Source organism: Bacillota bacterium (assembly GCA_013314855.1).
Classification (GTDB): Bacteria; Bacillota; Clostridia; order Acetivibrionales; family DUMC01; genus Ch48.
Genome location: JABUEW010000027.1, coordinates 21,565 through 42,506, shown reverse-complemented (window position 1 = coordinate 42,506; position 20,942 = coordinate 21,565). Strand labels below are relative to the sequence as shown.

Annotated in this window: 18 protein-coding genes and 2 pseudogenes; all 20 read left to right on the top strand. The window is 33.6% G+C overall.

Going from position 1 to position 20,942, the window contains the following annotated elements; translation table 11 throughout:
- Positions 1-319 precede the first annotated feature (319 nt).
- The gene (locus HPY74_06815; protein ID NSW90374.1) at positions 320-499 is read left to right on the top strand and encodes a hypothetical protein; all 180 of its coding nucleotides are present in this window, start codon (positions 320-322) and stop codon (positions 497-499) included.
- A gap of 535 nt (positions 500-1,034) precedes the next feature.
- Positions 1,035-1,409 (top strand): helix-turn-helix transcriptional regulator, encoded by a 375-nt coding sequence (locus HPY74_06810; protein NSW90373.1) that lies wholly within the window; start codon positions 1,035-1,037, stop codon positions 1,407-1,409.
- Between the two features lie 13 nt (positions 1,410-1,422).
- The gene (locus tag HPY74_06805) at positions 1,423-2,217 is read left to right on the top strand and encodes a hypothetical protein (protein ID NSW90372.1); all 795 of its coding nucleotides are present in this window, start codon (positions 1,423-1,425) and stop codon (positions 2,215-2,217) included.
- A complete protein-coding gene (locus HPY74_06800; protein NSW90371.1) occupies positions 2,214-3,083 on the top strand; it encodes a hypothetical protein in 870 nt (289 codons plus the stop codon). The genes HPY74_06805 and HPY74_06800 overlap by 4 nt, the downstream gene beginning before the upstream one ends.
- A 540-nt stretch (positions 3,084-3,623) precedes the next feature.
- Positions 3,624-4,469: a TnsA endonuclease C-terminal domain-containing protein gene (locus tag HPY74_06795; protein NSW90370.1), complete on the top strand. Its 846-nt coding sequence runs from the start codon at positions 3,624-3,626 to the stop codon at positions 4,467-4,469.
- On the top strand, positions 4,466-6,631 hold the full coding sequence (locus HPY74_06790) for a DDE-type integrase/transposase/recombinase (protein NSW90369.1): 2,166 nt from the start codon (positions 4,466-4,468) through the stop codon (positions 6,629-6,631). The genes HPY74_06795 and HPY74_06790 overlap by 4 nt, the downstream gene beginning before the upstream one ends.
- Positions 6,624-8,279, top strand: coding sequence for an ATP-binding protein (locus HPY74_06785; GenBank protein NSW90368.1), 1,656 nt, complete (start codon positions 6,624-6,626; stop codon positions 8,277-8,279). Before HPY74_06790 ends, HPY74_06785 begins: the two co-directional genes overlap by 8 nt.
- Before the next feature lie 6 nt (positions 8,280-8,285).
- Positions 8,286-10,160, top strand: coding sequence for a TniQ family protein (locus tag HPY74_06780; GenBank protein ID NSW90367.1), 1,875 nt, complete (start codon positions 8,286-8,288; stop codon positions 10,158-10,160).
- Between the two features lie 199 nt (positions 10,161-10,359).
- Complete coding sequence (locus HPY74_06775; GenBank protein ID NSW90366.1) at positions 10,360-12,306, top strand: SIR2 family protein; 1,947 nt, start codon at positions 10,360-10,362, stop codon at positions 12,304-12,306.
- A 125-nt stretch (positions 12,307-12,431) separates the two neighbouring features.
- A complete protein-coding gene (locus HPY74_06770) occupies positions 12,432-13,103 on the top strand; it encodes a type II toxin-antitoxin system PemK/MazF family toxin (GenBank protein ID NSW90365.1) in 672 nt (223 codons plus the stop codon).
- A gap of 1,698 nt (positions 13,104-14,801) precedes the next feature.
- Positions 14,802-15,407, top strand: coding sequence for a DUF998 domain-containing protein (locus HPY74_06765; GenBank protein ID NSW90364.1), 606 nt, complete (start codon positions 14,802-14,804; stop codon positions 15,405-15,407).
- Positions 15,408-15,455: 48 nt separating this feature from the next.
- Positions 15,456-16,049 (top strand): hypothetical protein, encoded by a 594-nt coding sequence (locus HPY74_06760; protein NSW90363.1) that lies wholly within the window; start codon positions 15,456-15,458, stop codon positions 16,047-16,049.
- 351 nt (positions 16,050-16,400) lie between these two features.
- Positions 16,401-16,955: pseudogene (locus tag HPY74_06755) on the top strand (plasmid pRiA4b ORF-3 family protein).
- A gap of 94 nt (positions 16,956-17,049) precedes the next feature.
- Positions 17,050-17,697 carry a LysE family transporter gene (locus HPY74_06750; GenBank protein NSW90362.1) on the top strand — a complete coding sequence of 216 codons (648 nt, stop codon included), beginning with the start codon at positions 17,050-17,052 and terminating at the stop codon, positions 17,695-17,697.
- 145 nt (positions 17,698-17,842) lie between these two features.
- A pseudogene (locus HPY74_06745) lies at positions 17,843-17,962 on the top strand (lactoylglutathione lyase).
- An 87-nt stretch (positions 17,963-18,049) separates the two neighbouring features.
- The gene (locus HPY74_06740) at positions 18,050-18,907 is read left to right on the top strand and encodes a DUF89 family protein (GenBank protein ID NSW90361.1); all 858 of its coding nucleotides are present in this window, start codon (positions 18,050-18,052) and stop codon (positions 18,905-18,907) included.
- Between the two features lie 68 nt (positions 18,908-18,975).
- On the top strand, positions 18,976-19,230 hold the full coding sequence (locus tag HPY74_06735; protein NSW90360.1) for a hypothetical protein: 255 nt from the start codon (positions 18,976-18,978) through the stop codon (positions 19,228-19,230).
- A gap of 429 nt (positions 19,231-19,659) precedes the next feature.
- Complete coding sequence (locus tag HPY74_06730; GenBank protein ID NSW90359.1) at positions 19,660-20,004, top strand: type II toxin-antitoxin system Phd/YefM family antitoxin; 345 nt, start codon at positions 19,660-19,662, stop codon at positions 20,002-20,004.
- A complete protein-coding gene (locus HPY74_06725) occupies positions 20,005-20,355 on the top strand; it encodes a type II toxin-antitoxin system RelE/ParE family toxin (GenBank protein NSW90358.1) in 351 nt (116 codons plus the stop codon).
- Positions 20,355-20,699 carry a nucleotidyltransferase domain-containing protein gene (locus tag HPY74_06720; GenBank protein NSW90357.1) on the top strand — a complete coding sequence of 115 codons (345 nt, stop codon included), beginning with the start codon at positions 20,355-20,357 and terminating at the stop codon, positions 20,697-20,699. The genes HPY74_06725 and HPY74_06720 overlap by 1 nt, the downstream gene beginning before the upstream one ends.
- The last annotated feature ends 243 nt before the right edge of the window (positions 20,700-20,942 follow it).

Genomic DNA, 20,942 nt, shown 5'->3' with positions numbered 1-20,942 from the left:
CCTTAATTGCACCTGATAAAATACTGTAATGATTTTGTACCAGCTATTTTCCATGCTGGAATATGTCACTGAAGATTAAATTGTCTTAAAATATTGCTTTTACTGAAAATTATTCTGTCCTATAACAAGAATCAAACAATAAATAGAAAGTCAGAGCCTATGCTTTTATGTATGTATAAAACATCCTTCGGATTTTATTAAAGCTTATGCGATAGTATATACATAATTATTTAAGTTTTACCGAGGAGTAAAATTTGGCTTTCTGATATTAATACCTGTGGATTTGATGGGTAACCTGCCAGAGTCTGATGGATAATGCATGGAAAACTTGACGCTAAAGCTTGAATTGGGTATGGATAACAAAAACCGTGTTACCCACACCCAATTCACAAGTTTCCCACACCTTATCGCACAGCCTCAAAACGGCAGGTTACCCACAAGCTCCACAGGTACTATGACTACTACTTTATATGCTATTCTAAAAAACAAAATGATATAGAGGTTTTAATTTTATGAGCTCTTTTATACAAAATTGAACTTTATTATTTACATGCATTCGTATGAAAATTGTAAAAACCTATTGAAAAATATGATTTAAAAATGTAAAATTAAAACACTCGACAAGGTGTCCGGATGTTTCCGGTTTAGTGTCCGGATGCCTCCGGATTCACTGTCCGGATAAACCGGAATACGCAGAAGCCCCACATTCTAAAAGTATACAAAGAATTTTACGATGAAATTGAAAGCATCTATGAAATGTTAGAGCAGGACGAAATAAAAGTATACTGGGATTATATTAAGAATTACAAAATGAAAGGTTGCATTCTTCATTAAGCAATAGAAAAAAGGCATTAGCAGGAATTAAATTCTGCCAATGCTTTTCTTCTTATTAGATTTAGCCTGTAGTTTAGTGAAAAAGAAAGGGTAGGAAATTTTACAACTGAAAAGATAACCAAAAGGTTTGTAAAAATATTTTTTACAAACTGTATTTTTTTTTACACTTTTGGTGTATAATAAAGTAGGAGGTGTAAAAAATGAGCATGGAATTATTATTCGAAAATCGAAAACTAATTGGCAAAAATATATTAAACATCATTAAAGATAATGGATATACAAAGTCTTCCTTCTCAAGGCTTACTAATATTTCAAGACCTACTTTGGATAAATTAATAAAAGGAGAAGTTGACAGCCTTGCCACATTTAAAACTCATGTTCGAAAAATCTTGGAAACACAGGGCATGGATGAAGAACAACTACTAAACTATGTTCCAAAGTATAATGCAAAAAAGGAACTTGTTTTTGCACTGTCTGACAATGCTCCAGAGAATCATGCCCTGAACCCTAAGGCTCAAGAGATGTTTGGTATTTTAGAGGATATAGTTCATATGTATGAACTGTATTACAATTAAGAAGGTGCGGATTATGTCGGAATTGATAACGAGTAATAACCTTGAGCAGGTTATTGAAAAGAATAAACTGATTAAAGATGATATGTTAAGATTAACAAATGATTTTACAGTCAGGTTTAATAAGTCGGGAGTAACGGGGCAGGATAAACTATCTTTTTCGGTACTAAAGGAGAACCATTTAATCCAGATTCCCATCGATGATGAATATTGGGGCGGGGCTATTATTACAAAGGGAAATATTAAAATACCAGTTATCAATACAGCCCAGCCCCGTGTCTATCAATATTTTGTTGCATGGCATGAAATATATCATTTGTTCTATGACCTCAGTTTAAGAGATGAGACCCATAATATTGCCGTTGATATGGATTTAAATGAAAGAAGAGCAGATTATTTTGCTGCAAAAATGATTTTTGGCAATGTGTACGACTACTACTATTCATTAGATGATGAGGATTTTATCGATAGAGTTATAAAATGCATGGATGTATATAAGGCACCATATAAGGCAGTACTGATAGAACTGTTTGAAGAAGCCGTTACAAAATATAATGATATAGATTTAAAAGAAAAAATTCTTGAGCATTTCGATAATAAGCCTGAGGATTTAGTGCAAAAATTTATAGATTTAGAACTAGATTCAGAGTTAGTAAAACCCTCCTATGTTGTAAGTTTAGGTGGATTGGAGAAGAAAATACAAAGTGTTATGAAGGAGAACCCAGATGTTTCCCACCATAAAGATAACTATCAGTTTTTATTGACGCTAAAGAATAAAATTAAAAAAGGAGTGGAGGGGTTTGCCAAATGAAAGGAGAAAGCATGAATGACTTAAAAAAATACCTTTCCATAGGTAAGTCTCTCAAAATTTGCATCCTGGATAATAACTCTGTTGAATTTTTGACATGGGTACGCAAGAACGTCATCCTTGAAAAGATATTTAGCCAGTATGATATGATTCTTATTCCCCAATGGGTATGGACTGAGGTTTGTGATAGCGAAAATAGAAAAAGTTACATAAATGATCTAAAACATTATTCGAAGGTCCAAATTATAGATGAAGTTGATTATTTAACATTGGTGGATTACAAAGAAGCAGAATTATACTATCTGTTCCTGTACTGCTGTTACAATGTGAGCAGGCTTGTTAGTTTTATCAAGAAAAACATCTTAAAAAATAGACCTGTAGAGGATTTAGACCCTTATGAGGAATGGCTTGGTGTATTTTATGAAGAGGGACTAGACCAAAGAAAACTTTCAAACGGCAGAATTCAAAGGAAGAATGCAGGAGAGATTTCAATTGCCATTTTAAGTTACATCCTTTCCTATTATTACAGTGGAAGCATTGATATTATAACTATCTTCAGCAGTGACAGGGATACATATGAATTTGTTTCTAAGGCTAAAGAAATACTTTATAAAGACGAGCGCTTTAAAGACAGAAGCAATACTTCCATAACTTTCAAATCGAATGACTTTTTGATTTATGAATGGACAAGGCTTGGGTATATAGATGAGCAAAATATTCATACCTTTGTGGACAGTTACAGGCAAACGAGAAGAATAAAATTCACGAGAAAAAAGCAGGATAATTCAATTGAGGAACAAGACAAATTGATAGATAATGCAGCATTTTTAGAGATGTTAAAGGACAGCACGATACATTTAATCTTTTGAATATACTGGACTATAGCAAAAAGGTTTTAGTAGATTTTAAGCCTACTAAAACCTTTTTCTCATAACTTTAATGTTCCTTATCTTTCTCAAAGACCGATTGAACTTTTGCGGTAAAAGAAAGAAATATAATAAGTGACATGCCTAATAAAGAACCTGCAATAAAGCGAATAATTATATTTTCTGCAATTACAGTAAATGGTATTAAAAATATGCTCATGAGAATTACCAATTTTATAGTCAAAAAACACTATGCCTCATAAAATACCTCCTTAGTCATAGAGTTATAGAATTTTACATATTTCCTATATAGCATTTCAAGGAAGGTTTTACGTTTAAAACAAAATAAATTTGTGATAAAATATTATACACACAATAAATGGTTCAAATGCCATTGACACAGACACCCTTAGAGGTGTTCAACTGTTGTCAGTGGCATTTTTTGTTTTGAAATTTAGGTGTTCAGGGATAAGGACTATTACCATTATACTAATTCTTGCCCCCATAAACCTAGTCTCTAATCCCTATTACGGAGGTGTTTGCATGGCTAAAAGAAATATAAGTTGGGATAAAAATAAATTAAATAAATGGATACAGGAGGGCAGGGGGCAGGGAAAAGGAAAAGACTACAAGCCCTGGCTTACTGTCCAGGACTTCCCTTCTAAAGGAAGGGTTACACGTATATTTGGATGGAAAACAAAAAGAACGCATCACTTTTTCACGGATACAGAGACAAGATATTTTTATTTGCTTGAATGGCAAGATGATGTATTGGATATCAGGGAACATTTTCCTTTATTCAACTGTGAAGAAGTGATAGAAAATAAGGCTGGTTTAAATTTTGACTTATTTAAAGATAAAGATACAGGAACCCCTTATATTCTATCTACATCATTTTTAATAACATTGAAAAAACCAAACGGCAAAATAACGTATCTTGCAAGAAGTCTTAAAGCGGATTATGAACTTGAACGAAAGACAGCCCTAGAAAGGCTGGAAATTGAAAGAAGATACTGGCAGAGCCAAAACATTGATTGGGGAATAGTAACACAAAAAGAGATTCCAGTAGTTAAAGCAAAGAATATCGAATGGATTCACTCATCCTTATATCCTACTGATGAAAGAGGATTTACAGATGAAGAAGCAGACTATTACTGCAATGCTTTTGTTGAAAAATTGGCAGGAAGCAATACTTCGATTAGAAATTTCGCTATCCAATTTGACAGGTTATTTAACTTGGATACAGGGTCAGGGGTGTATATATTCAAGCGTTTAATTGCCCTTAAAAGAATAATGGTGGACATGAATAAGAAAATAGACATTAATGATTCGACCCAAAGTATAGAAATTGCACAACAAAGTTTGCCAGAGAGGGTGGGGGTACTTTGATTGCAGTAAATACACTAATTAAGTGGGTACAGGATAATGGTAAAGAAAGTGTGGAAAGGATTTTGTGGCTTAATAGGCAGCAAAACCTTGCATACGTTATAAACATATATTTAAATGAAAGTCCTTTCCCAAGAAGTATTTCTGATATCGAAGAGGGCATAAAGCAGGAAATTGCATTTATATTGGAAAACGACCCATTTGTTAAGGTTGTTCATGAAGAAGAATTGTCAGAGAAATCAAGACAAATACGGGATAAAGCATGGGAATTTATTAAAGAACTTGTTAGACTTGAACCTGCTATTTTTGATAAGAAAGAACGGAGAGAACTAGTTTTAAAAGTCTCGTCTATTTATAACCTACATGAAAAAACTGTTTTAAATTATCTTAAAAGATTCTGGAAGAGAGGGAAAATAAAGAACGCTTTACTTCCAGACTACTATTTATGCGGAGGTCCAGGTAAAGAAAGACGGGCAGGAGATAAAAAGCGTGGCCGAAGACGGAAAAATGTGGAACTGATGGGTGATGGAATCAATGTAGATGAAGAAATTAAAAAGATATTTAATATCGCTATCAATAAATACTATCACACAGGTACTAAAAATACTCTTAAACTTGCATATGAACTGATGAGGAAAGAATTTTTCAGCGATGAATTCAAAATAGAAAACGGCATAAAAGTTCCTGTTATAAAACCTGTGGGTGATGTACCTACATATGCACAATTTCGTTATTGGTATTATAAAAATGTGAACTATAAAAAACAAATCACATCCAGACAGAGCAACAAAAAATATGAACAGCAATACAGGCCTCTTCTGGGAAATTCAACTTCAGAAGCCATTGCACCAGGAAGCATCTATCAAATCGATGCAACTGTAGGAGACATTTATCTTGTAAGCCGCTTTAACAGGAACTGGATAATTGGAAGACCAGTGATTTATGGGGTTATAGATGTTTTTAGCCGAATGGTTGTTGGTATTTATGTTGGTTTAGAGGGTCCCAGTTGGATAGGAGCCATGATGGCTCTGGCTAATGCTGCAGCCGATAAAGTTGCCTTTTGCAGGGAGTATGGAATAGATATTGAAGAAAAGGACTGGCCAGTCCACCATCTTCCAGAGGCTATTTTGGCGGACAGAGGGAAACTTGAAGGTAAGAATGTTGAAAACATCATAAATTCCTTACATATAAAAGTACAGAATACTCCTCCGTATAGGGCAGATTGGAAAGCGGTTATTGAACAGCATTTCAGAATAACCAATTTAAGGGTAAAACCACTTTTGCCTGGTACTGTAAACCCTGATATTCGGGAACGAGGCGACAGGGATTACAGACTGGATGCCAAACTGGATATTTACCAGTTTACACAGATTATTATCAAATGTGCCCTGTACCAAAATAACCAGTATTACCTTAAAAATTATGACAGGGAAGAGTTGATGGTTGCTGATGAAGTAGAATGCATCCCACGGGAAATATGGAACTGGGGAATTGCAAACCGTGCAGGCAGATTGCGGAGTGTACCAGAGGATATTGTTAAACTAAATCTCATGCCTTCGGATACGGCAACAGTAACAGCAAAGGGAATAAAATTTAAGGGCTTGTATTATGCTTCCCAAAAAACTCTCAAGGAGAGGTGGTTTGAAAAGGCGAGGAATAAAGGGACATGGAAAATTGATGTATCCTATGACCCCCGCAATATGAACTTTATTTATATTAAGGACCAAAATGGTATGGACTTTGAGAAATGTTTTCTCCTGGAACACCAAAACAGGTATAAGGATAAAAATTTTGAGGAAATTCAATACCTTCTTGAGGAGGAGAAACTTCATCTAAAGATGGCAGAAGATAAGGAACTTCAGGCTAAGGTTGATTTAATTGCTGAGATTGAAAATATAGCAAAAGAAGCAGAGAAATCCTTCAAAGAAGAAAAGTCAGATGAAAGCGATTCGAAGCGTAAAAAAGGCATTAGAAATAATAGAAGGCTAGAGAAAATGATAAATAGAGAAAAGGAAGCCTTTGAACTGGATAGAAAAGATATAGGAAATAACGCAGAAATTATATCGTTTAATAGGACAAAGCAGAAGGAACAGTTGAACGAGAATAACACAATAGACCTTTTGATAAGGAAACAGAAGGAGGCCTTAAAGAAAATCCATGAATAAAGTGATAATACCTAATGGCGCTAATGCTGTAGTTGCAGAATACAAGGAACAGTTGATACCTGAATACTGCGGAAACCCGTTTATTGAAGCACTGCCACCAATTTATTCCCAGGAAGAAGTAGTGGAGAAACTTGCACTTTATCCGCGCTATAACCCAGAAGAAAGGCAATTGGAAAGCCACTACCGCATCCATATGGTTCAGCGGTTGTTCCAGTGTTTCCAGCCGCTTGGTATTCATCTTGACCTTGAAAGCAGGATAAGCAGGGTTATAAGGCAGGGATACCTGGCACGTAACCCATTTAAACCTTCCTATGCTGAAAGTCTTCAGGATGGATATAAGGCGATACAAAGCCTGAAATGGGAATTAAGCAGCAATGAGTCCTTCAGGACTACTGCAGCAGGCTTTACGATGATAGGGGTAAGCGGAATGGGCAAGACAACGGCTATCAACCGTGTATTATCCCTTTTTCCTCAGATAATTGTTCATTCACAATATAAGAATATCAATTTTAGCATGTACCAACTGGTTTGGCTGAAATTAGACTGTCCTTTTGACGGCTCTTTGAAGGGGCTCTGTATAGAGTTTTTCCATAAGGTAGACGACCTGTTGGGTACGGATTATTATAAGAAGTTCGGGGTAGGGAGGAAAACCGTAGACAATATGCTCTCTATAATATCCCAGATAGCCAGAAATACAGCCTTAGGCGTATTGGTCATAGACGAGATTCAGCATTTGAATGGGTCAAAAAGCGGTGGGGATGAAAAGATGCTTAACTTTTTTGTAACCCTTGTCAATACCATTGGAGTACCAGTCATACTTATCGGAACTACAAAAGCATTATCGGTTCTACAATCGGAATTCCGTCAGGCAAGGCGAGGCAGCGGTCAGGGGGATATGATTTGGGAAAGGCTGAGCAAAGATAAAAGTTGGGAACTGCTAATCAATGCACTTTGGGACTATCAGTGGACCAAAAAGGAAGTACCTTTAACACCTGAATTAAACGATGTAATTTATGAAGAGTCACAGGGCATCATTGACATTGCGGTAAAACTTTATGCTATGTCCCAAATACGGGCAATCCTCTCAGGCAGGGAGGATATTACTGTAAATCTGATTAAGCAGGTTGCAAAGGATAATTTGAAATTGGTCCGCCCTATGCTGGAAGCCTTAAAATCGGGAAACATTAAAGAAATCGCCAAGTATGAGGATATTTGTACTGTAGACATTGATTTTCTGGGATTTGTAGACAAAAGCAAACAATCATTAGAATGGGATATGAGGATGAAGATGCTCCAAAGGCAGCAGAAGGAAAAAGAAAAGGAAGTGAACCTTTACAGGAAGGAACAGGCGATTTTAAAATTATTGGACTTAAATATTGATGCAAAAAAGGCTCAAAAAGCAGTAGAGCAGGTTCTTGATGGTGAAGAAGGACTTGAAGTCTCAGAGATTGTAATAAAGGCTGTGCAGATGATATCAACCAATGATAAACCAAAGCGAAAGGAAAAGAGTAAAGCAAAGAAGATGGATGAAAATGATATAAGGTTTATTGTGGAAGAAGGCAGGAGAAATAAAAAATCAGCCTATGAATCATTAAAAGAAAAAGGACTTATCAGGCAAGTGGAAAATGATTTTTTCAAGGCGGTGTAGCACAAAATGATGACGTTTTTTCCTGTGCCTTATGAGGATGAAGTATTATATAGCGTCCTTGCAAGGTACCATGTGCGAAGTGGAAATACAAGTTATAAGGCGACAATGAAAGACCTTTTCGGTTCAACTTCCGTAACAGCAGTGATGGACCTGCCTTCCAATATACAGAACCTTGTTAATAATATGCCCCTTAATTCCCGATATACAGAAGAATATCTCATAAAAAGCCATACACTTTTTCCCTTCTACTCTGCCTTTTTGCCTCCAAAACGTGCAGAACAGATTTTTAAATCAATGATAGGGGAAAAGGGAGGTGGCATATACAGCCGAATTGGAATTATGGCCAGTTCCATTACATTAAACCAATATTTTAAGTTCTGCCCTGTCTGTGTTAAAGAAGATAAATTGCGGTATGGAGAGTTATACTGGCATAGGGTTCATCAAATTCCTGGAGTACTGATATGTCCAAAACATCATGTTCCTTTATATGACAGCCAGGTGCCTATCAGGGGATATAATAAACACGAATATCGGGCTGCTGGCGAGGAGAACTGTGTAGAACCCGATATTGTTATCAACTACTCTGATGATGTTTTTGAAAAACTGATTAGGCTCGCAGAGGATGCTCAGGTTTTGCTTAACAGCGACTTTGAAAAGAGAGATATAGAATGGTATAAAGAGCAGTATCTTGCAAAGATGATGGAAATGGGATTTGCAACTTCAAACGGAAAAGTGCATCAAAAGGAGTTTATAAAAGAGTTTATTGATTATTATGGCGAAAAATTTTTAGAAATTGTTCAGTCCAGGGTTGATGTCGATAACAATTCAAATTGGCTAATGGATATGATAAGGAAGAAAAACAAGACTGCTCATCCTATCAGACATTTGCTTTTGTCCCGTTTTCTTGGTATTTCTCTTCCTGATTTATTTTATAAAAAGATGGAATATCAGCCTTTCGGAGATGGACCATGGCCTTGCCTGAATGCAGCGTCAGACCACTACCTAAAACCAGTTGTTTCTGACTTAAAAGTCTCATACAGTACGGATTTGAAATGTCCTGTTGGGACTTTTTCTTGCACTTGCGGATTTGTTTATACAAGGAGTGGACCAGATGAGTCTGAGGATGCAAGATATAGGTTTGGAAGGATAAAAAAATTTGGGCAAGTGTGGGAGGAGAGACTTAAAGAATTAGTAAACCAAAAGTTGAGTTTAAGAGAAACAGCGAGGTTATTAGGTGTAGACGCTAATACGGTCAAGAAGTATACCAAGAAACTTGGGTTAACTACCTACTGGGAAAAGCGGAGTGAGTCCGATAAAGAATGTGATAGCAATCGTAATAATACTTCTTCAATGAATTTGGAAAGGAGTTATTACAGACAGAAGTGGAAGGAATTAAGAATGCAGCACCCAGAGATGGGGAAGACGCAATTACGGGAAATGGATAAGGCTTTATTTTCTTGGCTTTATAGAAATGACAGGGAGTGGTTGAACCGGAACTCGCCTGATAAAAAGACGACTAATACTATTAATAGCAGAGTTGACTGGAACCAAAGGGATAATGTGATATTGTCTCAGGTAAAAGAGATTGTTGATAAGATACTAAATTCAGATGGAAAGCCTGAAAGAATTACTGTTAGTCTAATTGGCGGTAAATTAGGTGTAAGGGGCTTGCTTGAAAAGCATTTAGATAAAATGCCAAAGACAAAGGCATATCTGGACTCTGTTAAAGAGACTAATCGTGACTTTCGTTTGAGGAGGATGCGCTGGGCAGTTAGAGAATTAGAAAAAGAAGGACAAGAACTTCAGTTGTGGAAGATAATGAGGAAGGCTGGAATAAGGGAGGAATATAAATTTGAATTTAGTAAAAGGGATGAAGAGTAAATAGTTACAAGAGCAATAAATATGGTTATATACTTGTTAGTTGTGCTATTATTTATATTATTGTTTAGTGATTGGAATTATGAATTCCTGCAAGAAAAGCAGGAAAATAAAGGTTAATGACGAAATATTAATTATAATTAATTATATGGTTGTATAAGATAATATGATAGACTTTCTTTAAAGAGAAGGTGATATAAGAATGCATAACTATGAGAAACTATTAAATAAAATTAGAAATAATGAAGTAGTTCTTTGGGTAGGAGCAGGATTCTCTAAATATGCAGGAGTGCCGACGGGAGGAGAATTAGTACAGAAAATTAAATCATATGCAACGCCAAGTGAAAAGGAACTGTTGAGTTATTATAACACTTTACCAGAAGTAGCAGAAGAATTTGTGAAAATGCGTAATAATAAAAAAACAGAGTTATTTTCAATAATTAAAAGTGCTTTACAAGTAAATATTAATATTTCAGATTTATATGTACATAATTCATTAAAAAACATACCGCAAATACAAACAATAATTACGACAAATTTTGATGATTTATTCGAAAAAGCATATGGAAACGATATAGAGGTAATTATTAGAGATGAATCTATTGCTACAGCATTTTCATCGATTAATTCTGACAAAGTTAAATTATTTAAAATACATTCTGATTTTACTAATCCAGATTTAATTATAATAACAAAATCTGATTATCTGAAATTTTTTGATGGCGATATATACAGGCCATTATGGACAGAGATAAAATCTATTATTGCCAAAAAATCAATTTTCTTTGTTGGATATTCTTTAGAAGACCCTAATATCCAATTTATTTTTGATAAGATAATTGAGAAGTTGGGACAATTTAGTAATGAATGTTTTTTAGCAAGCCCACAATTACCAGAGTATAAACAAATTAATTTATCTACAAAAAATATATCGTATATTCCAATGACTGCAGAAGAAATTATTCCCAAATTAGAAAAGGATATTAAAGATAAATTAATAGAGGATTGTAGTAAACGATTAGTAGACTTTCAGAAAGTAAAAAAGGTTTTTGAAAACGAAGGTATTAAATTGGATTTTCAAATTATTGGACAGAACCCATATTTATCTTCTATAGGTTTATTAAAAGGTAATGCTGATAACGTTGACATGAATGTTAGTATTAGTTTCGAAAATAATAAAAAAGACGAAGAGTATATTAATACAATGAAAAAATTATATGATTTTTTAAATGGTAAGAGTTTTGAACCTATTACTATACCTGGCGAGTTTATTAAGGGAGTTGATAGTAAAATTAATGGCTATAACATAAATCCAGTTTCACAAAATTTACAGAAGTTTACCAGTTTCTATCTATCTCCTTATCCAGAGGAGGAATATGCAGGACATCTATATTTTCAAGACATAGATGAACCTGAAAATGTCATATTTAAAAGATATGTTTCTAAGTATTTAATACAAACTGAAATAAATCATAAAAGTTTTAAAATAGTATTCAAGTTTTCGCTAATAAGTGTTGACGAGCATCATAGTAAAATTGATGACAAAAAACTTAATATTCAATGGTTAAAACCTTCAGATATATTTGAAGGAAGTAAAATTTCAAAGTTGCTTTTGAAATGGTTTAATGGGGAAAAAGTGTCATTATATAAAGCAGACGATTACAGTATTCATTTTGATTTGCCTGATATATCGGTTGAAAAAGATAATTTGAAAGAATTTGTTGAATCGTTTAAACTACAAGAGTATGTTTATTCTAATCTTGTAAAAATACAAAGATATTATCATGTGAATTTTAAAGTGCCAGATAATATATTATATGATGATATTGATAAAATTAATAGATTAAGCAGTATTGTTAAAAACGATGGTAAATTATATATTAAGGAATTACCAATTTCAGATGAAAAGATAATTGCTTTACATAATAAAGAAAAAAGTGATGTGTTTGAATTTGATATAGTGGGTGAGGATGAAGAAACTATAGAACTCTTTGGCACTGAATTGACATTAGGTCGTCCGCATATTCACTGTGATGATGCTTATATAGAAACTCAAAATATGGTGTTAGATGAAAAAGAAAAAAACTCCTCGGTAATAATAAAAAGTAAATCAGGAAATTTATTTATTGAGTATAAGCAGAATATATAAATTTTTGCACTTATATAATATTTCGTCGCATTAAATATTTTTTATAATTGTGTACGTTAATTGTATGATTAAGATAAGAATATAGATATTTAGGTAAAGTTTGAATTAAAGGGGAATCGAATGATATGAGTGTTATGGTTAAAAGAGGGGATATATTTTATGCGGATTTAGGGAGTGGAGTAGGAGCAGTACTAAAAGGTATAAGACCAGTTATCGTTATTCAAAATGATATTGGAAACCAATACTCACCAACAGTAGTAGTGGCAGCAATTACATCACAGTTGAATAAGGCAAAATTACCTACTCATGTTGCCATATTTTCGGGAGAATTTGGGTTATCTAAAGATTCAGTAGTTTTACTTGAACAGATTTTCACTTTAGATAAAAAAATGTTAAGACAAAAGATAGGAACAGTTAATGATGCTGTTTTAAAAAAAATAGAAAATGCTTTGAGTATATCTGTAGGGGTAGGTAAAGGTACGGAACCTCTTGAAATTCAAGAACTTAAAAATTATATATCACAATTAACAAGACCTTTAGTTATTACAGAAGGAAAAACAGATGTAATATTAATTGAAACTGCTTGGCAAAAACTTTATCCTAAAACACAAATGTTTTTTGAATGTCAATCCTCTGGAATAGAATTTGAAGAAGATGAAAGGAAAGGAAATGCTGACAGTGTAAGAAGAAAACTTGAGCATTTATCAACTATAGCAACCAGACCTATAATTGGATTGTTTGATAATGATAGAGAAGGAAATGAACAATTTAAATCCTTAAGTAAAAAAAATATTTGAAAATAAGATATAAAAAACTCTTTAAGAAAACACATACATAACAATATTTGGGGTATGTTATTACCAGTACCTGACGAAAGAAAACTTTTTGTTACAGACGATGATATAACACAAAGATATTTTGTTATTGAACACTATTTTTCTGATGATATATTAAAAAGACATTCAATGTATGGGAGCAATATATTAGGAACATCTGTATTTAAAATCAATAATAAAAAAAAGAATTTGCACAGGAGGTAAATAATTTAGAACCTAAAGAGTTTGAAAAATTTAGGTTACTATTCGAGAAGATTAAGGATATATTTAGTAGTATTACTCAAAATAAAGAGGAAACTCTGCATCTATTATAGAGAGTTGAAGAAGGCTTTATTTCCGTAGGAAACTTTCAAATAATGACCTCTATGTTGTAAATTTTTTATATTGCGCAACAGGTATAAAAATACTTTTTCCTTATCCCAAGTCTTCTTGAACCTAACTATGTATAATACAATTAAACTCCACTCCATGATAATAAAGTTGACTCTATGATAATAAAGTTCGTTCCCAAATCCCGTAGTAAATGCAGGATAATTCCTGTTTTGCTGCGGGGTTTGCTTTTTTTACAGGGGAAAGGGCTAAGGTGTAAGGGTTGAGTGGATTAGATTTTTCATTAGAATTCTTTATTGGTTACAGCCTTAAAACTATTGATTTTAAAGGGATTGAGAGAAGTATTGACTTCTGTATTGAAGATAATATTGATACAAAAAACTGAAGAAGTAAAATAAAGACTTAACCTTTATCCATGAAACTTGACCCTATTTTCCTTTCAAAACATCCCTTTTTAGAACCAACTTTATTTTAAAAATTGTTACAAGAATTAAGGTAAAAATGTTAATAAATGGGATGAAATTAAGGAATTTTAGAGCGGACTTTATTATCTGGTAGAAATTAGGATATAGGAAAATCAAGGGTTTGAGGGGTGTGGGTGGAGTGGAGATTATTTTAAATATACACCATGTGTATAACCCAAAAAAACTCGTGTCACAAATAAAAAAGTCGTGTTAAAAATAAAAAAGTTGTGTTAAAAGTCATGGTGAAAATAGGGTAGAAAACCTTATTGGAGCCATGATTTTTTGTTAGGATTATTAGGGTTAAGGAGTAAGGGATAAGGGTAAAAGTATTGATTTTGAAGGATTTGAAAGGTGTATTGATGAAAGATATTGATTAAACTTTCCCCTTTTTCCTTTTAACTTTTCCCTATTCTTGACACGACTTTTTTATCTAAAATGAGGCTTAAAATAGGAAAATATTAGGAGAAAGAGACAAGGAAAATGGGTGATTTTTGACATGACTTTTTTATCTGGAAGTAATTAGAAGAATAGGGTTAAGGATAGATGGGACAAGGGGTTGAGGAGTGTTGGGTTTTGACATGAGTTTTTTATGTATATACATAGTTAGGACTATGTTTTATTCTAAAAAGGGCAAAGGGATAAGGGGAAAAATAAAAAAGTTGTGTCAGAGATAAAAAAGTTATGTTAGAAATAATAAAGTCGTGTTAAAGATAAAAAAGTTGCGTTAAAAATAATAAAGTTTTATCATATAGATAATGAAGTTGTGTTAATAAATTTAATGTATAAAAGTAGAATGTTACGAAACAAAGATTTAACACTTATGGAGGTATGAGGTATTATGATAGGAAAACTCAAAAAATTTTTAATGCCATTTGGAATGATTGGCGTACTATTTTATTTTACGCATACCATCTTAGGGAGAATTTTGTGGAAAGAATATAATCCAATTACAATGGATATCAGTTCTCTTACCGCTGATGGAGCACCTAATGCACATTTATTACGAATGCTTACTTTTATTTATGGCATTTGCATGGTTTTATTTATAGTGGGACTGATTAAAAAATCATTCAGCGAATATCATAGCCTATTAAAAACTGGATATATAGTTTTAATGATAATGCAATTAACTTCAATATTTGGTTATAGTTTATTTCCACTAAGTGGGGATAAAACAGAGATGAATTTTCAAAATATCATGCACATTATTGTGACAGTTATTGTAGTGTTTACAACAATCGCTTCATCTTTTTTAATTTCATTTGGGTATTTAAAACAGGAGAAAATGAAAGGGCTTGGAAAATTCACCTTAGTAATGGCTATACTTATTACTGTATTTGGAGTATTTAATCCAATTTCTATGAATTTGAAACTAAATATATTAGGTTTAACAGAACGATTAGTTATTTACACTATACAAGTGCTCATGTTTGTGCTTTCTTACTACTATACTTTTAAGGAAAATAAGTGAGTGAAAATCATACTATTCTTATTACGTGCATTAATTGGAGGGATTATCCTGTTCGAATATGTAAAATTACAAAGAACAATGTGTTTTGGAACATGCCCTGTTTATACTGTGACAGTAGACAAAGAGGGAAACGTAAAATATTATGGAGAAATGTTTGTATATAAAAGCGATGAGCATCACTGGAAAATATCAATGAGAAAAGTGAAACAGTTAAATGATTTGATTGTAGAATTTGGATTTGAGTCTTTCATATATGAGCCAGGGGATGAGTTTATTACCGACTGTCCTTCTTGCATCACTACAGTAAAGTATTCTAATGGGAAAACCAAAGAAATTGACCACTATTATGGACATGTTTTGATAGATGATAGCCTGACAGCATTTGAAAAGATGATAGAGAGAATAATAGGCACTAAAAGATATGTAAATCCTAAATTATACATATATCAAGTTGAAGAAAAGATTTCAGAGCCGTCAATTAGATTTATAGTTATCTCTGATTCAGAAAAAGAAGCCATAGATTTAGTAGAAAAAGATTGTGTCAGGCAGGAATTAATTGAATGGCGGGTACAGAAGATAGGGATTACTACGGACGTTTATTATGAACCTGTAATCATTATGAAAAATATTAAGGAGTCATAGTATGTCAACAAAACCAAAAGAAAAAACCGAAAGGATTGTATAAGGAGATTATAAAGGAAGTGAATAGTATGGAAAAGAAATTAACGATAGAGGATTTAAAAAGAATCGTCGAAGAGACAAAGCACCTTAATAAAAAACCATGGAAGTAAAGATTCCTGAAAGTATTAAAAAATACGATAAAATTGAAATAGCGAAAGAGAGAAGTAGAAAAATTTTAGGAATGGATTTCTATATTTTGGAAAATAAAAAAATAATGTATAATGATAATAGAATATTGTTTTTACTATTGTAGAATATAGAGAAATAACAAAATAGAAGTACATCAATACAAGTAAAAGGAGCCGTGAGGTTATGAAAATTCTTCAGTTGAAAATAACATTAAAAGACGTAAAGCCTCCTGTCTGAAGAAGGGTATTGGTTAAAGACGATATCACGTTTTATAAACTCCACAGGATAATCCAGTATGCGATGGGATGGTTTGAATCCCACCTTTATGAGTTCAGTCTGGGAGATATGATTATAGGGGAAAAAGATGATGATTGGGACTTTAACAGCAGATATGAAGTAAAAAGTGCAAAGAGGGTAAAGTTAAGCAGTATGAACTTTGCGCCCAAGGATAAATTCAGATATGTTTACGATTTTGGTGATGACTGGAGACATGACATTGTTGTTGAGAAGGTGCTTGATCCAGAAGAAGGCGTTAAATATCCAATATGTATCGGTGGTAAAAGAAACTGCCCGCCTGAAGATGTAGGGGGACCATGGGGATATGAAGATTTCCTTGAAGCAATACAAGACCCGCAGCATCCAGAGCATGAATTCATGCTTGAATGGGTGGGTGGTTCTTTTGACCCTGAAGAATTTAGTGTGGATGAAGTTAATTATGCATTGAAGATGATAAAGTAAAAGTATGGGGGATAGTAAGGAGAATGAAAACTTTTTAAAAAAGAATATCTCTCACTGTAAAAAAGTTACTTTTGATTAAGAGAGGTTAATTAACATGGTTTTGTGGGGGATTTTCATTAGTGCTTTTTTAATAGGCTTTTCAGGAGCATTAATGCCTGGGCCTATGTTGGGGGTCACGATTGATGGCAGCCTTAAAAAAGGGTGGACAGCAGGCCCTTTGACAGTATTAGGACATGGAATCCTGGAATTTATACTAATTATCATCATGACATTCGGACTTAAAGATTTTTTCTCTAATCCGACAGTTGCGGGATTTATTGGATTATTTGGCGGTGCTTTTCTTGCATGGATGGGGTATGGAATGATCAAGTCTGGTATAAATAAGTCAGTTTCTCTGGAGAACCAAAGAGCAGGGAATAGTGCAGGTATGAAAAATCTTGTATTAGCGGGAGCACTTGTAAGCGCTACTAATCCTTACTTCATTCTCTGGTGGGCGTCAACGGGGATGGAGTCAATACGCCAGTCTTATACTTTAGGGTTAATTGGTGTTTTGTTCTTTTTTATAGGACATATTTTATCGGACTTTGTGTGGTATTCAGCAATTTCCATAGCATTTTCCAGAGGCAAGAAACTGATAAGTGATACTGTATATCGCTGGATTATTTTATTGTTAGGTATATTTATTATAGTATTTTCAGTATATTTTATAAGCAGCGGATGGAAAATGCTTCGGATGCCATGATATAATTTTAGGATGGACCTGATGAAAAAGATGCGTTTACATTATTTATCTTGGAGGGAAGTATAAAATGACAAATGAAAAATTAAATAAATGTTGTTGTAGTGAGAAAATAGAATCATCTCATAAAATAGAAACTGACAATAATGCTGCTTATGAACGTCACAAGAATATGGGGTGTATATGTTTTGAAAACAAGTCTATGGGGATTTACTTTATTGAAGACCCTGACGGATATTGGATTGAAATTATTCCTCAGAGAAAATAACAGGGGAGAAAGAATTGTAATACCGGTATATTGCATGTTATAATGGACAATGTTAGGAATCAATACATACATGGAAAGGGAAGAAGTATGAGATCATATATAGATTGCGTACACTGTTATCTAAAGCAGGTAGTTACCTGTATGAACCTTGCAGGAGTAGATGAGGATACCCAATATGAAGTTATTTATAAGCTGATGGACTATGTAAAGAGTTTTGATAGAAATGATTCCCCTGCCGAAAACTCAACTAAAGCCATCCTGAAAGCGTATGAAATGATTGGAGTGAATGATCCATACAAAAGAGCCAAAAGGGAATCTAACGATATAGCACTTTCACTATATCCAAAACTCAAGGCAATTGTAGAAGATTCCAATGACAGTTTATATCAGGCTTTGAAGGTAGCGGTTGCCGGAAACGTCATTGACCTTGGTATCAATAGGAGCTACGATATAGATGCAGGCTTAAAACATAGTTTAGAGATTGGGTTTTCAAAGGATGATTATGCAGCTTTTATAAAAAAACTTAATATCGTTGAAGAGGTACTGTTTTTAGGGGATAATGCCGGCGAGATTGTATTTGACAAAATACTGGTCGAGGAATTGGTCCGAAGGGGAAAAAAGGTAATATATGCAGTTAAAGAAGGGCCTATTTTAAACGATGCAACTATGTGTGATGCCATTTATGTCGGTATGGATAAAATAGCGGATGTAATAACTACAGGAACTAATTTTTTAGGAATTAGTCTAAAGCGGCTTTCCAAGACTTTTCTAAATAGGCTTGAAAATGCTAAACTGGTTTTATCCAAAGGACAGGCCAATTTTGAATCTTTAGAGGAAGAGGCTTTAGTCAAAGATAAGGTTTTCTTTCTTTTGAAGATTAAATGTCAAGAGGTCAGTAAGGTAGCGGGAGCAGAATTTGGTGATGTGGTGTTTTTTGCTAGATAGGCTACGGTAATCCTACTGCGGTTTGTAGGTATAAATTGGGTATGGCCATATTAATGATGATACCAGGTATGCCTTTGGTAACGCTGCCGATAATGAACACGATAGGTCCCGGTAGGTTGGCTGTAAAAAAGGTTGCAAGAACCCAAACAGCGATACCTGCAACAATCCTGCCTGCAATCATGCTTCCGATAAGTGATATGTATACTTTTACTTGTCCCAAGAAATTTGTTAAAAGAACAGATAGGGATTTTAAAGATAGACACGGTACATTTGAAACTCATCGATATAATAAGGTTGATGGATGTATTCGCAGTACCGTTTAAAACCATTGTGTTACGGCTTTTTGAGACTGGATTGATAGACTATATCCAAAAAAGCGTGGATAAGATTTTTAAGAGGGAAGGGTGAGAAAGTTGGGCAAATTGGATATTTCTGTACTTGATATGCACTTGATAGTTAAATCAGCAGTCTCCCCTTCCCCCAATAAACCTACATTATTAGAAAAAATAACTGGATACTGGGGATATAGCGAATCCTAAATGCTGTTCAAAAATAAAACTTAATTGAAATAATTTATTAATTTTCTCATCCTTTAATTCGACGATTATGGTTAGAAACTAAAAGTATTGTTTATAATCAAGATATATTCTTAATATAAATTTCATGAAAATTACATTGAAAATATATATGAATTAGCATATACTATAATTAGAGATGATTAGTTTTAACTCATATAAAGAGGTGGTGGTTTGATGCCTGACACAGTAAAACTTGATTTAAGAGATGTGATCGGCAGACTTATATCTGTTTCTGATTTAAGCAGAGGCATGGCTTCAAAGATTATACAACGGGTTGGGAAAAACAAAGAGCAGTATATTATTGTAAAAAACAATAAACCAGAGGCGATAATACTGTCTGTTGATGAATATACAGATCTTTTGGAAACAAAGGAGAACTTTGAGCTTTTGAAGATGGCAAATGAAAGAATAAAAAATTTTAACCAGAATGAAACCCTAACCCGCGATGATATAATAAAAGAATATAATATTAGTGAAGAGCGGCTCGATAAACTTATGGAGACAGTGGAGATTGAATAAATGTGGCAGGATAAATATTTAAAAGAGGCAAAAGATGACCTTGATAAACTTGATCCAGATTTACGGGAGATTGTATTGGCAGGTATTAAAAAAGTCAGACAAAACCCTCTGTCACAGAGTGAAGGTGGGTATGGTAAGCCTCTTGGGAATAAGGGCGGGAATAATCTAACTGGCTTTTTTAAAATTAAATATAAAGGAATTGGTATAAGAGTAGTATATACATTGGTAAGAGATGTAAAAGTAATGAATATAGTGGTAGTATCTAAACGAGATGAAACCTACTGTTATGAAACTGCTGCAAAGCGTAAGAGAAAATATGGTGATAATGTATTCAAGGATATGATTGATTGATTTATCCTTATTATAATGAGAATGAAAAAGTTAAGAATCAGATTCTAATAAAATACGACCCTGAAGATATAATCCTTTTTGGCTCATGTGTAAAAGGTTCTATTAAGCGTGGTAGCGATATAGATATTTACGTAATCCTTGAGACAGAAGACAAGAGAAAAACATTAAGAGAAATGCTTGTTGAGATTGAATACGATATAGATTTAGACATTGTTATATATACTCCGTCCGAATGGTCAAAGTATAAAGATGATAAAGCAACTTTTGTGAACATTATCAATAGAACAGGATTCAGGACTACTAGCATTAGATTTTCCAACCTGGACACAGAAACAGTTTGGTAATGCCAAGAGAGATGCTTTATCAATTGGCAATTTATGCGATAAGCGGCATAGGGAATAAAACTGTAGCCATACTTTATCCATCTATGAATGATGTACCGACAGTTCAAAAAATAGATATTCACGTAAAAATCCACAAGACCAAATATTGTTGAAAAAAGTTAAATTTACTAAAATTGGTAATTTTAAAAAATAGTTAGGGCTGCACGGGAAAGTACTGAGGCTGTCGGTACAGTCTCCTCCCGT